At 65.2% G+C, this 13,956-nt stretch carries 12 protein-coding genes; 9 read left to right on the plus strand and 3 right to left on the minus strand.

All coding sequences use genetic code 11. The features are described 5' to 3' along the window. The first annotated feature begins 34 nt into the window (after positions 1-34). From ACVIHF_RS19935 to ACVIHF_RS19975, 9 genes are all read left to right on the plus strand, one after another. Positions 35-1,393 carry a D-amino acid dehydrogenase gene (locus ACVIHF_RS19935; RefSeq protein ID WP_456780303.1) on the plus strand — a complete coding sequence of 453 codons (1,359 nt, stop codon included), beginning with the start codon at positions 35-37 and terminating at the stop codon, positions 1,391-1,393. A gap of 160 nt (positions 1,394-1,553) precedes the next feature. Continuing rightward, complete coding sequence (locus ACVIHF_RS19940) at positions 1,554-2,495, plus strand: ABC transporter permease (RefSeq protein WP_028336105.1); 942 nt, start codon at positions 1,554-1,556, stop codon at positions 2,493-2,495. A gap of 3 nt (positions 2,496-2,498) precedes the next feature. Next, the gene (locus ACVIHF_RS19945) at positions 2,499-3,386 is read left to right on the plus strand and encodes an ABC transporter permease (protein ID WP_057019082.1); all 888 of its coding nucleotides are present in this window, start codon (positions 2,499-2,501) and stop codon (positions 3,384-3,386) included. Between the two features lie 141 nt (positions 3,387-3,527). Next, positions 3,528-5,177: an ABC transporter ATP-binding protein gene (locus ACVIHF_RS19950; protein WP_253608010.1), complete on the plus strand. Its 1,650-nt coding sequence runs from the start codon at positions 3,528-3,530 to the stop codon at positions 5,175-5,177. Between the two features lie 222 nt (positions 5,178-5,399). Further along, positions 5,400-6,920 carry a M81 family metallopeptidase gene (locus ACVIHF_RS19955; RefSeq protein WP_253608009.1) on the plus strand — a complete coding sequence of 507 codons (1,521 nt, stop codon included), beginning with the start codon at positions 5,400-5,402 and terminating at the stop codon, positions 6,918-6,920. A gap of 6 nt (positions 6,921-6,926) precedes the next feature. Next, positions 6,927-8,099: a M20 aminoacylase family protein gene (locus tag ACVIHF_RS19960; RefSeq protein ID WP_016846360.1), complete on the plus strand. Its 1,173-nt coding sequence runs from the start codon at positions 6,927-6,929 to the stop codon at positions 8,097-8,099. Next, a complete protein-coding gene (locus ACVIHF_RS19965) occupies positions 8,092-9,510 on the plus strand; it encodes an amidase (RefSeq protein ID WP_456780302.1) in 1,419 nt (472 codons plus the stop codon). The genes ACVIHF_RS19960 and ACVIHF_RS19965 overlap by 8 nt, the downstream gene beginning before the upstream one ends. A gap of 122 nt (positions 9,511-9,632) precedes the next feature. Next, positions 9,633-10,523 carry a crotonase/enoyl-CoA hydratase family protein gene (locus tag ACVIHF_RS19970; RefSeq protein WP_057019086.1) on the plus strand — a complete coding sequence of 297 codons (891 nt, stop codon included), beginning with the start codon at positions 9,633-9,635 and terminating at the stop codon, positions 10,521-10,523. Further along, positions 10,520-11,206: an esterase/lipase family protein gene (locus ACVIHF_RS19975; protein WP_456780301.1), complete on the plus strand. Its 687-nt coding sequence runs from the start codon at positions 10,520-10,522 to the stop codon at positions 11,204-11,206. The genes ACVIHF_RS19970 and ACVIHF_RS19975 overlap by 4 nt, the downstream gene beginning before the upstream one ends. Here the strand turns inward: ACVIHF_RS19975 and ACVIHF_RS19980 are convergent. The 3 genes from ACVIHF_RS19980 to ACVIHF_RS19990 form a co-directional block, all read right to left on the minus strand. Then, entirely contained in the window at positions 11,203-12,129 is a 927-nt protein-coding gene (locus ACVIHF_RS19980; protein WP_253608005.1) for a ketopantoate reductase family protein, read from the minus strand. The two genes, ACVIHF_RS19975 and ACVIHF_RS19980, sit on opposite strands and share 4 nt — an antisense overlap. Positions 12,130-12,304: 175 nt before the next feature. Further along, positions 12,305-13,282 (minus strand): NADPH:quinone oxidoreductase family protein, encoded by a 978-nt coding sequence (locus ACVIHF_RS19985; RefSeq protein WP_456780300.1) that lies wholly within the window; start codon positions 13,280-13,282, stop codon positions 12,305-12,307. Then, on the minus strand, positions 13,282-13,893 hold the full coding sequence (locus ACVIHF_RS19990) for a 2-hydroxychromene-2-carboxylate isomerase (RefSeq protein ID WP_168856778.1): 612 nt from the start codon (positions 13,891-13,893) through the stop codon (positions 13,282-13,284). Before ACVIHF_RS19990 ends, ACVIHF_RS19985 begins: the two co-directional genes overlap by 1 nt. Positions 13,894-13,956: the final 63 nt, after the last annotated feature.

The following is a 13,956-nucleotide window of genomic DNA, read 5'->3' on the forward strand; positions in this document are numbered from 1 at the left end:
GGCGACTCTAACCCACGGGAGCCTGACAACCATCATGCCACATATCGCGATTATCGGCGCCGGCATCACCGGCGTAACGACGGCCTATGCCCTGCTTGAACGCGGCTACAAGGTGACTGTCCTTGACAGGCATCGCTACGCCGCGATGGAAACCTCGTTCGCCAATGGCGGACAACTCTCCGCCAGCAATGCCGAGGTATGGAACAGCGCCGCGACCATTCTGAAGGGGCTGCGCTGGATGTTGAGAAGCGACGCGCCGCTGCTGATGAACCCGAAGCCGAGCTGGCACAAATATTCCTGGATCGGCGAGTTCGTAGGCCACATCACGCGCTATCGCGGCAACACCATCGAGACCACGAAGCTCGCCATCGAAGCGCGCAAGCATCTGTTCTCGATCGCAGAGCGCGAAAACATCGCCTTCGATCTCGAACGCCGCGGCATCCTGCACGTCTATCACGACAGGGCCGGCTTCGAAGCCGGCCTCAAGGTCAACACGCTGCTGCAGCAAGGCGGGCTCGACCGCCGGCCGGTGACCCCGGACGAGATCCGCGTCATCGAACCCGCGCTGCAGACAACCTGCTATGGCGGCTTCTTCACGCCGTCCGACGCGACCGGCGATATTCACAAATTCACGCGTGGGCTTGCCGACGCCTGCATCCGCCGTGGCGCGAGCTTCGTCCATGAAGCCGACGTCGACACGATCGCACACGGCGATGACGGCTTCCGCATCGGCTGGAACGAAGCTGCTTCACATGATGCTGCGGTCGCGACGCGACAGCAGCTACAGGCGGACGGGATCGTGATTTGCGCCGGCGTGGCGAGCCGCCACTTCGCCAGCCTGCTCAACGACCGCGTCAATGTCTATCCGGTGAAGGGCTATTCGATCACGGTGCAGCTCGATGCGCCGCAAAGCCGGAATGCGGCCCCAACCGTCAGCCTGCTCGATGAAGCTGCGAAGATCGTCACCAGCCGGCTCGGCGCCGACCGCTTCCGCGTCGCCGGCACCGCCGAGTTCAACGGCTTCAACCGCGACATTCGCGCCGATCGCATTCAACCGCTGGTGGACTGGGTGCGGCATCATTTCCCGGAGATCGATACGTCGAAAGTCGTGCCATGGGCGGGCCTGCGCCCGATGATGCCGAACATGATGCCGGTGGTTCGCGCCGGACGGATTCCGGGCGTGTTCTACAATACGGGCCACGGTCATCTCGGCTGGACGCTGTCGGCGGCGACGGCGCAGATGGTGGCCCAGGCGATCGACGATTGGCGCGACCTCGACACGCCGCCGATGGCGCCGTCGTTCGGCGCCGGGCTCGATGTGCCCGCCGACGCGCGCAAAGCTGAAATCAATCCACCTTCCAGTGGACTGCTTCGAACTTCACCGGAGGAATAATCGCGGCCAACAGGACTGATTAGCTGCACCGCAAAATCCGCAGCACCGATGGCATGGGACTTGCTCAAGTTCTACCGTGAGTCTGCTACCATCTGTGCTACGGTCTGGTGTGCAACGGTCCCGCTGCGGACTTCATCGACCACAACCCAACGGATCAAATTTGCTCGGATATCTGCTTCGCCGCATCCTCGCCGCCATTCCCGTGATGGGCGTGGTGGCTCTGTTCGTGTTCCTGTTGCTGCGGCTGACGCCGGGCGACCCGGCCGCCATCCTCGCCGGCGACAACGCGACGCCCGAACAGCTCGAACGCATTCGGACCTCGCTTGGTCTGAACGAGCCGATCTACATCCAGTTCTACACCTGGATCGCCAAGTTGCTGCACGGCGACCTCGGCGTCTCCCTGATCTCGAACAAGCCGATCCTCGAAATGATCGTCCCGCGCCTCGAGCCCTCGATCTCGGTCGCGCTGGCCACCATCATCCTCTCGATCCTGGTGGCGGTGCCGCTCGGCGTGATCGCGGCGTGGAAGCACGGCACCTGGATCGACCGCTTCGTGATGGGGCTCTCGGTGCTCGGCTTCTCGGTGCCGGTGTTCGTCATCGGCTACGTGCTGATCCAGATCTTTGCGATTGATCTGCGCTGGGTTCCGGTACAGGGCTTCAAGAGCATCTCGGCCGGCTTCGGTCCGTTCTTCCAGCGCCTCATCCTGCCGACCTGCACACTCTCCTTCATCTATGTCGCGCTGATCGCACGCATGACGCGGGCCTCGATGCTCGATGTGCTCGGCGAGGATTACGTGCGCACGGCGCGGGCCAAGGGCATCGGCGAGACCGGCGTGCTGCTGCGCCATGCGCTGCGCAACGCCGCCGTGCCGGTCATCACGGTGATCGGTTCCGGCTTCGCGCTGCTGATCTCCGGCGTCGTCGTCACCGAGAGCGTGTTCAATCTGCCCGGCATCGGCCGCCTCACCGTCGATGCGGTGCTGGCGCGCGACTATCCGGTGATCCAGGCGATGATCCTGTTGACGTCGGGTATCTACGTCGCGGTCAATCTGTTGATCGACCTCGCCTACACCCTGCTCGATCCTCGTATCCGGTACTGAGCAATGGCGATCGAAACCCTTCCCGAATCCTCGCTTCCCGTCACCCGGCCGTTCCGCGTCAAGTTCGGCTTCCTGACGTCGACGCCGATCATCGCGGTTGCGACGATCAGCCTCGCCCTCATCATCCTGATGGCGATCTTCGCGCCGCTGCTTGCGCCGCACGATCCTCTGCTGCTGACGCCGTCGCAGCGGCTGAAGCCGTCGAGCGCGCAATATCTGCTCGGCACCGACGCTTATGGCCGCGACCTGTTGTCGCGCATCATCTACGGCGCACGGATCTCGCTGGTGATCGGGCTCGGCGCCGCCGTCTGCTCGATCGCCATCGGCCTTCTGATCGGCCTCGTCGCCGGCTTCTTCCGCTGGGTCGATGCGGTGCTGATGCGCGTGATGGACGGCTTGATGGCGATCCCCGCCATCCTGCTCGCGATCGCCGTGGTGTCGCTGTCGGGCGCCAGCATCTGGACCGTGATGGTCGCGATCACCATCCCCGAGATCCCGCGCGTGGCGCGGCTGGTGCGCTCGGTGGTGCTGACCGCACGCGAGGAACCTTATGTCGAGGCCGCGATCTCGCTCGGCACCAGCCTGCCGAAGATCATGTGGCGGCATTTGATGCCGAACACGATCGCGCCGCTGATCGTGCAAGGCACCTATGTCTGCGCGTCCGCGATCCTGACCGAGGCGATCCTGTCGTTCCTCGGCGCCGGCATCTCGCCGGAAACGCCGACCTGGGGCAACATCATGGCCGAGGGCCGCGCCTATTTCCAGGTCAAGCCGTCGCTGATCTTCTGGCCGGGGCTGCTGCTCTCGATCGCCATTCTCAGCGTCAACCTGATCGGCGACGCCGCCCGCGACGCGCTCGATCCCCGCATGAAGCAGCGTGAGGGCAAGTGACGGCTTCAGCTCTTCTGAAGCCGTCATTCCGGGGCGATGCGAAGCATCGAACCCGGAATCTCGAGATTCCGGGTCTGGTGCTGGCGCACCATCCCGGAATGACAGTGGGTAAATTCCTTCGCAGCGCCAAGAGACCCTGACATGACCAACGTCGTCCTCGACATCAGCAATCTCGTCGTCGGCCTCGGCCGCAAGGCGGATGCGCATCGCATCATCGACGACCTCTCGCTGCAGGTACGTGAAAGCGAGACGCTGTGCCTGGTCGGCGAAAGCGGCTCGGGCAAGTCGGTGACATCGCTCACCGTGATGGGCCTGCAGCAGAAGGGCACGCTGGTGCCGTCTGGCGGCAGCGTCAAGCTGGTCGGCGAAGAACTGCTCACCGCCAGCGACCGGCGGCTGCGGCAACTCCGCGCCACGCGGATGGCGATGATCTTCCAGGAGCCGATGACCGCGCTCAATCCCGTCGTGCCGGTCGGCCGCCAGATCGACGAGGTGCTGCGCGCCCACACAGATCTCGATGCCCGCGCACGGCGCCAGAAAATCCTGGCGATGATGGAGCATGTGCGGCTGCCGGACGTGGAGCGCATCTTCTCCTCCTACCCGCACCGCCTCTCGGGCGGTCAGCGCCAGCGCATCATGATCGCGATGGCGCTGGTGCTGGAGCCGAAGCTCCTGATCGCGGACGAGCCGACCACCGCGCTCGACGTCACCACCCAGAAGCAGATCCTCACCTTGATCCGCGACCTGCAACGCGATCACGGCACCGCGGTTCTGTTCATCACCCACGACATGGGCGTGGTGGCCGAGATCGCCGACCGCGTCGCGGTGATGCGGCACGGCCGCCTGGTCGAAACCGGCCCGCTGCAGGACGTGCTGCGCAATCCGAAGATGGAGTACACCCGCAACCTCTTGTCCTCGGTGCCGAGCCTGGTGCCGCGCGCGCCGCGCCCGGAGACGACCGAGCCCGTGGTGCTGGAAGCCAACGAGCTCAGCAAGGTCTACCGGGAGCGGTCGCTGTACGGCAAAGCCCGCGAGGTCGCCGCCGCCAGCAACGTCACGCTCACTCTGCGCAAGGGCCGCACCCTCGGCATCGTCGGCGAAAGCGGTTCCGGCAAGTCGACGGTCGCGCGATGCATCGTCCGCCTGATCGATCCGACCTCCGGCGGGGTGCGCCTCGCCGGCCGCGAGATCTCCGACCTGTCGCGCCGGCTGTTGCAGCCGCATCGCCAGAAGATCCAGATCATCTTCCAGGATCCCTACCGCTCGCTCAATCCGCGCGTCACCGTCGGCGAGAGCATCGCGGAAGGCCCGGTCAATTACGGCATGCCGCGCAAGGATGCGCTGGCGCGCGCGCGCGAGCTGCTCGAGCTCGTCCATTTGCCGCCCGACGCGATCTCGCGATATCCGCACCAGTTCTCCGGCGGCCAACGCCAGCGCATCGCGATCGCGCGCGCGCTGGCGCTCGATCCCGACGTGCTCGTCGCGGATGAGGCGGTGTCCGCGCTCGACGTCTCGGTGCAGGCGCAGGTTCTGGATCTGCTTGACGAAATCCAGCGCCGGCTGGGCATCGCGCTGCTGTTCATCACGCATGATTTGCGCGTCGCCGCACAAATCTGCGACGACGTCGCCGTGATGCAACATGGCCGCGTTGTGGAGCAGGGACCGGCCGCCGAGGTGCTGACCAATCCGCAGCAGGCCTATACCCGCGCGCTGCTCGATGCGGCGCCCGGACGCGGCTGGGATTTTGCGAATTTCCGCCCGGTTTCGGAAGGCATTGTGGCGACGGCCTAGGTCTTTAGCCTCAAGCCTTTCCGCCCACAGGGCATGCAAATCCGCTGGTGCTCCCCGGCTTGCGCTGGGCGCGACGACACGCTTAACGTCGCGCGCTAGAGCGTGGCCCTGAAGGTGGACGCCGGTCTTCCCCGGAGATCACGCTCCAACCAACGAGATGAGATCATGACGCGCGTCGTTATGATCGCATCATGATCGAAGAAACGTATCGAGACCGACTTGATGACCCGCATTGCCGTTGGCGGCTTCCTGCACGAGACCAATACCTTCGCACCGACGAAGGCAACCTATGACGATTTCGTGCATGGCGGTGGCTGGCCGTCGATGACGCATGGCGCCGACGTGCTCAAGGTCATGCGCAAGATCAATGTCGGCCTCGCCGGCTTTGTCGAGGCGGCGGAAGCCAATGGCTGGGAGCTGGTGCCGACGATCTTCGCCGCGGCGAGCCCGTCGGCGCATGTCAGCAAGGATGCGTTCGAGCGGATCGTGACGGAAATGGTCGACGGCATCGCCGCGGCCGGACCGATCGATGCCGTCTATCTCGACCTGCACGGCGCCATGGTCACCGAGCATTATGACGACGGTGAAGGCGAAACGCTGGCCCGCGTGCGCAAGGCGATCGGCAACGACCTGCCGCTGGTGGCGAGCCTCGATCTGCATGCGAACGTCTCGCCAAAGATGATCGAGCATGCCGATGCGCTGATTGCCTACCGCACCTATCCGCATGTCGACATGGCCGAAACCGGCCGCGCCTGCGCCCGGCATCTGGCGCTGATGCTCAAGTCCAGGCAGCGCTTCGCAAAGGCATTCCGGCAACTGCCGTTCCTGATCCCGATCAGCTGGCAATGCACCAACGACCAGCCGACCAAGGGCATCTATCAGAAGCTCGCCGCACTCGAGAGCGACGCGGTGCCGACGCTGTCGTTTGCGCCGGGCTTCCCGGCCGCCGATTTCAGGGATTGCGGGCCGAGCGTATTCGCTTACGGCCGGACCCAGGCCGATGCGGATGCCGCCGCCGACAAGGTCGTCGCCCTGGTCGAGAGCCATGAGGACGATTTCGACGGCCGGATCTATTCGCCCGACGAAGGCGTGCGGCTGGCGATGGAACTGGCGAAATCGGCCAGCAAGCCGATCATCATCGCCGACACCCAGGACAATCCCGGCGCCGGCGGCGATTCCGACACCACCGGCATGCTGCGCGCGCTGGTGCGCAACAAGGCGAGTGCCGCAACCGGCGTGATCTACGACCCGCAATCCGCGAAGGCCGCGCACAGCGCCGGTGTCGGGGCATCAGTCACGCTCGAGCTCGGCGGCAAGTCCGGCATTCCCGGCGACGCGCCATACCGGGAGACTTTTGTCGTCGAACAGCTCTCGGATGGAAAATTCGTGGCTCCCGGTCCCTATTTCGGCGGCCGCGACATGGACATGGGCCCCTCGGCCTGCCTGCGGGTCGGCGACGTCCGCGTCGTGGTCGGCTCCTACAAGGCCCAGCTTGCCGACCAGGCGATGTACCGCTATGTCGGCATCGAGCCGACGGCACAGAAGATTTTGGTCAACAAGAGCTCGGTGCACTTCCGCGCCGATTTCGAGCCGATCGCCGAGAAGCTCTTGATCTGCGCCGCTCCCGGCGCGATGCCCGCCGATACCGCCACGCTGCCGTGGAGACATTTGCGTCCCGGCATTCGTATCAAGCCGAACGGCCCTACTTTCACACCCACCTCCCCATCACGCACAAACGGATAGAGAGCCATGCCGACCATTGAGCGCATCGACAGTTTTGCCGACGAACTCACCGCCATCAGACGGGATCTGCATGCACATCCCGAGATCGGCTTCGAGGAGGTCCGCACCTCGGGCATCGTCGCCGACAAGCTGACGAGCTGGGGCATCGAGGTGCATCGCGGCCTCGGCGGCACCGGCGTGGTCGGTGTGCTCAAGGGCAAGGGCAACGGCACCAAGAAGATCGGCCTGCGCGCCGACATGGACGCGCTGCCGATGGAAGAGAACACCAATCTGAAGTGGCGTTCGACCATTCCCGGCCGCTTCCACGGCTGCGGCCATGACGGCCACACCACGATGCTGCTCGGCTCGGCGCGCTATCTCGCCGAGACCCGCAATTTCGACGGCACCGTGCATTTCATCTTCCAGCCGGCCGAGGAAGGCCTCGGCGGCGCCCGCGCCATGATCAAGGACGGCCTGTTCAAGCAGTTCCCCTGCGACGAGGTCTATGGCCTGCACAACGCGCCGGACCTCAACCATGGCGAGATCGCGATCCTGCCGGGCCCGGCAATGGCCGCAGCCGACTTCTTCGACATCAGGATCCAGGGCTATGGCGCCCATGGCGCGATGCCGGAGCGTTCCAAGGACGCGGTCGTGATCGCAATGACGCTCGGACAGGCGTTGCAGTCGATCGTCAGCCGCAACGTCGATCCGCTGCAGGCTGCGGTGCTGTCGATCACGCAGATCCATTCCGGGTCGGCGTACAACGTCATTCCCGGCGAAGCCTGGATGTGCGGCACGGTGCGCTGCTTCTCCGACGAGATTCGTGAGCTGATCCGCAAGCGCATGCGCGAAATCTCCGCCGGCTTTGCGGCGGCATATGGCGCCGAAATCTCGGTCGAGATCCGCGACGGCTTCAGCGTGCTGGTGAATCAGGAAGAGCAGTCCCGCGTCGTCGAGGAAGTCGCGCGCACCGTCGTCGACCCCGCCAAGGTCATCACGCGCTCGACGCCGAAGATGGGCAGCGAGGATTTCGCCGACATGATGCAGGCCATTCCCGGCGCGTATTTCTGGGTCGGCCATGACGGCTCCGTGCCCGTTCACAATCCCGGTTACGTTCTCGACGACAAGATCCTGCCGATCGGCGCCAGCATGTTCGCCCGCATCATCGAGAAACGCATGCCGGCAGGTGCGCATGCATAAGCCCAAAGGGGACGCCATCACGTCGCTGCACGATCTCTCCGCCGTCGACCTGCTCGCCGGCTATCGTGCCAAGCAGTTCTCGCCGTCCGAGGTGCTGGAGGAAATCATCTCCCAGGTCGCGACCTGGGAGCCGCACATCAAGGCGCTGTATCTGTACGACCCGGAAGGGGCGCGGAAGGTCGCCAGGACCTCGACCGAGCGCTGGCAGCAGGCCGAGCCGGCCGGCACGCTCGATGGCGTTCCCGCCACCATCAAGGACAATGTCGCGACCAAGGGGCAGCCGGTGCCGCTGGGCGCGGCGAGCGTCAAGCTGGCGCCCGTGGAGAAGGATGCACCGCCCGCGGCGCGGTTGCGCGAGGCCGGCTGCGTGATCTTCTCCAAGACCACGATGCCGGACTACGGCATGCTGTCGTCGGGCCTGTCGTCGTTCCATCCGCTGACCCGCAATCCCTGGGATGTCAGCAAGAACCCCGGCGGCTCGAGCGCCGGCGCTGGCGCGGCAGGTGCCGCCGGCTATGGTCCCTTGCATCTCGGCACCGATATCGGCGGCTCGGTGCGGCTGCCGGCCAACTGGTGCGGCCTCGTCGCATTGAAGCCGAGCCTCGGCCGCGTGCCGATCGACCCGCCCTATGTCGGCCGCGTCGCCGGTCCGATGACCCGCACCGTCGATGACGCCGCGCTGATGATGAGCGTGCTGTCGCGTCCCGACCGCCGCGACGGCATGAGCCTGCCGGCGCTCGAGGTGAACTGGAAGGCGCTGGAGAAGTCGCCGCGCAAGCTGCGCATCGGGCTGATGCTCGACGCCGGCTCCGGCCAGAAGGTCGAGAAGGAGGTTCGCGAGGTCGTCGTGAAGGCTGCGAAGGCGTTCGAATCCGCCGGCGCCGTCATCACCGAGATCGACGGCATCCTGACGCCCGAGATGCTCGAAGGGCTCGACAATTTCTGGCGCGCCCGGACCTGGGATGAGCTGTCAAAACTGTCGCAGGCCGACCGCGGCAAGACCCTGCCCTACATCCTCAACTGGGCAGAGGCCGGTGCAAAGCTCTCCGGCGTCGATGTGGTGCGCGGCTTCAACATGACGATGGCGATCCGCGCGGCCGCCGCGAAATTGTTCTGCGAGGTCGACTACGTGATCTCGCCGGTGTCGCCGGTGGTGAACTTCCCGGCGGAGTTCGCAGCGCCGCTCAACGACCCCGCAAAGCCGTTCGAGCACATCTGCTTTACCGTGCCGTGGAATATGTCGGAGAACCCCGCGCTGTCGATCAACGGCGGCTACGACAAGAAGGGCTTTCCGATCGGCGTCCAGATCATCGGCCGCCGCTTCGACGACATCGGCGTGCTCGGCATGGGCAAGGCGTTCGAAAGCCTGCGCGGCCCGCAGAAGCCGTGGCCGACGCCGCCGAAGAAGTAGCGCCTCGGCCTTCCAAATTGTCATGCGCGGGCTCGACCCGCGCATCCATCTTCTTCATAAAGAAGAGATGGATTGCCGGGTCGAGCCCGGCAATGACAAATAAAAGGAAGGAAATCATCCCCATGGCGTATGAGACGATCAAGTACGAGGTCGCCGAGCAGATCCTGACCATCACGCTGAACCGGCCCGACAAGCTCAACGCCTTCAACGCCACGATGCAGCAGGAGCTGATCGACGCGTTCGACAAAGCCGACAAGGACGACGACGTCAGGGCCATCATCGTGACCGGTGCGGGCCGCGGCTTCTGCGCCGGCGCCGATCTCTCATCCGGCGCCAACACGTTCGACCGCGATGCGCGGCGCGGCCCGGTCAAGCGCAATGCTGACGGCAGCGTCGACTACAGCGATCCGCAGGTGCGCGACGGCGGCGGACAAGTGACGCTGCGCATCTTCAAGTGCCTGAAGCCTGTCATCGCTGCGGTGAACGGCCCGGCGGTCGGCATCGGCGTCACCATGCAGCTTGCGATGGATATCCGCATCGCCTCCGACGCCGCGCGCTTCGGCTTCGTGTTCTCCCAGCGCGGCATCGTGCCGGAAGCCGCATCGAGCTGGTTCCTGCCGCGCATCGTCGGCATCTCGCAGGCGCTGGAATGGTGCTATTCCGGCCGCGTCTTCCCGGCGCAGGAAGCGCTCGCCGGCCGGCTCGTCAGCAAGGTGGTGCCGCCGGCCGATCTGCTGCCGACCGCGCGTGCACTCGCCAAGGAGTTCGCGGCCAAGACCGCGCCGGTGTCGGTGGCGCTGATCCGCCAGATGATGTGGCGCATGATGGGCGCCGACGATCCGATGGAGGCGCACAAGGTGGACAGCCGCGGCATCTATGCCCGCGGCCGCTCCGACGACGTCAAGGAAGGCGTGGTGTCGTTCCTGGAAAAGCGCCCCGCGCAGTTCAAGAACAAGGTGTCGTCGGACATGCCCGACTATTTCCCGTGGTGGCAAGAGCGCGACTATAAGTGAACGAACGGCGTCAAGCGGCGTCCACACTTGACGGCGTCGTCCTGCTGCACGGCATCAGCAGGACGGCGCGCTCGTTTCGCAGGATGGAGCTGGCACTGAAGGCTGCCGGCTTTGCCACCCTCAATCTCGACTATGATAGCCGGCGCAAGCCACTCGACGTGTTGGCCGAGGACATCCGCCCCTCGCTCGATCGATTCGCAGAGAGCCTCGACGGCTCCGTGAACTTCGTCTGCCATTCCATGGGCGGGCTTCTGGTGCGCGTCTATCTGGCAAGGCATCGCCCGGCGCGGCTCGGCCGCGTCGTGATGCTGGGCACGCCGAACGGCGGCAGCGAGATCGCCGACCGCCTGAAGAACCTCGCGGCTTATCGCGCCTATTTCGGTCCGGCCGGGCAGCAGCTCGTCACCCGCCGCGATGCCGCGACCAGCGCGCTGCTGCCGCCGATCGATTATTCCGCCGGCATCATTGCCGGCAACCGTTCGGTCTATCCGATCACCTCCATGGCCCTGCCGCGGCCGCATGACGGCCGGGTGTCGGTCGCCAACACCAGGCTCGAGGGTATGGCCGATCACATCGTGATCCGCACCTCGCATCCCTGGCTGGTGCGCAACGCCGATGCGATCGCGCAGACCATCGCGTTCTTGCGAGAGGGGCAATTCAGCACAAATCGTCAGGTGGACTAGGCGTGGGCGTTACCCATCCTGTGCAGCTTGAGCATGGCATAGACCGCATTGTTGGCTGGCGTAGGAATGCCAAGCGGGCGGGCGAACTCCACCACCTTTCCGGCGAGCCAGTCGAGTTCGAGCCGGTTGCCGCGTTCGAGATCGTGCAGCATGGAAGCCTTGAAGGTGGGCGGCGAGGCTTCCGCGAATTTCATTCGGTCCTCGGCAAAATTCTCCGGAATGGGAACGCCCCTGGCACGGCCGACCGCCACCACCTCGCTCATCAGGCTGTAAAAGAACGCTCGCGTATCCGGGTCGGCCAGGATCGGCCCCAGCGGCTGGCGAGTCGTTGCGGTCGCGCCTGATAGTCCGACGAGGAATACAAATTTCTGCCAGCGCTCGCGGTCAATCCCGTCGGACACCGAGATGTCGATGCCGGCCGCTTGAGCGGCGTCGGCAAAGGCCTTGAGGCCGTCATCGGGCTTACCGTCGGTTCTGCCGCAGACCATGCGCGCGAACTGGCTCGTGTGGGTGACGACGCCAGGCGCGGACAGCACTGTAGCAATGTAGGCACTTCCGGCGACCACATTGTCGGCGCCGAGAATCGGGGCGATCCTCTCGGCGCTATCGACCCCGTTTTGCAGCGGGATCACCCGGGTGCGCGGTCCGACCAGGGGGAGAGACAACCTGGCTGCCGTCTCGCTGTCCCAAAGCTTGACCGCGAACAGCACGATATCGACCGGACCGACCGTGGCAGGATCATCGGTCACGTTGGGTTCGGGCAAATGAAGATTGCCGAGCACACTCTCGACCTTGAGACCGTTCTTTCTGATCGCCTCGAGGTTGGAGCCGCGTGCGATAAAGAACACGTCGTGCCCTGCCGCGGCCATACGTGCTCCGAAATAACCGCCGAGGGCACCGGCCGCCATCACAGCGATACGCATGTCATATCCTCCCCCCTGCAACGACACTCAGCCGGCAGAGGATATCACGCGACGGACCTGGGTTCGATTCCTTGAACGCCGGGCCCATCGCGTCATTTGGCTGCACTGCAGAATTTGGTCTGCTATCGGTGCATGGCGGACGCTGGCAAGCCGCCTGCCCGACGGATCTATGGCTTCACGGCCTCGTCAGCAGCGCCACACGCCCGATCGCCTTGCGCTCGATCAACAGCCGCATCGCCTTCGCATAGTCTTCCAGCGGCAGCCGGTGCGAGATATTCGGCCGCACCCGGCCGGCCTCGGCCCATTCGCTCAGCGCCTTGAACCTGACCTCGCCGAGCGCGGGATCCTTGCGCACCGCCTCGCCGGCGCGAACGCCGAGCACGCTCGCGCCCTTGATCATCAACAGATTGGTGCGGGCAAGACCGATGCCGCCGGTGAAGCCGACGACGAGAATCCGCGCGCCCCAGTTGATGCAGCGCATCGAGTTCTCGAACACCTCGCCGCCGACAGGATCGAACACGACATCGGCGCCGCGACCGTCGGTGAGGCGCTTGACCGCATCGCGGAACGGCTCGCGCGCATAGAGCACGAGATGGTCCGCGCCACGCGCCTTGGCGATCGCAAGCTTCTCCTCGCTCGAAGCCGCGGCGATCACGGTGGCGCCGAGCAGCTTGCCGATCTCGACCGCGGCAAGTCCGACGCCGCCGCCGGCGCCATGCACCAGCAGCACCTCGCCCGGCCTGATCTGCCCGCGATCGATCAGCGCATGATAGGCGGTGCCGTGCGCGGCCAGGAAGGTCGCGCCTTCCGCGTAGTCGAAAGTCGACGGCACCGGCACGAGCTGCGACGGCGTTGCAACCGTCTCGTCGCAATAGGCGCCGAAGCGCATCTTGACGATCACCTTGTCGCCGACGGCGACACCGGATGCTCCATTGACCTCGACGACATCGCCGGCGGCTTCCGACCCCGGCGTGAACGGCAGCGGCGGCTTGAGCTGGTACTCGCCCGCGGCCATCAGGATGTCGGGAAAGTTGATCCCGGCGGCCCGGATCGCAACCCGCACCTGGCCCGGCTGCAAGGGCACCGAGGCAAAGTTCTCGAGCTGCAGACGCTCGGGCGGGCCGAGCTCGCGGCAAACGACGGCTTTCGGCATCAGGCGGCCCGCGCCTTGAGGCGTGCCAGCGCCTCGCGGATCAGCGGCAAGCGGTCGTTGCCGAAATACATGTCGGTCTTGTCGAGATAGATCGTCGGCGAGCCGAAGCCGCCGCGCGCCATCACCTCCTCGGTGTTGGCCTTGAGTTGATCCTTGATCGCCTGGTCGCCGATGCCGGCAAGGAATTGCGCCGGATCGATCCCGAGTTTAGTGCAGATCTCGGTCAGCACCGCATCCTGCGAAATGTCCTTGTCGTCACCCCAATAGGCCTCGAACACCGCGCGGGCGAACGGCACCATCTTCTCGTTGCCGAGAAGGATGCAGCCGCGCATCGCCTTGACGCTGTTCACCGGGAACACGGTCGGCGGCATCTTGATCGCAAGGCCGGCCGAGCGCGCCCAGTCGGTGAGATCCTTCTTCATGTAGCGCGCCTTCAGCGGCACCGGCTTCTCGCGCTGCGCGTAGACCGACGGGTTGACGGTGTTGAAGATGCCGCCGACCAGGATCGGCCGCCAGGTGATCGGAGCGTCGAACTCCTTCGCGAGCGGCTGGATGTTGTGCCAGGCGAGATAGGTCCACGGGCTGGAGCAGTCGAAGAAGAATTCGATCATGGCGTTTCCCTTTGTCTTTTCCACATTCATTCTCGTCATTCCGGGATGCACCGCAAGGCGCAG

Source organism: Bradyrhizobium sp. USDA 4506 (genome assembly GCF_054058795.1).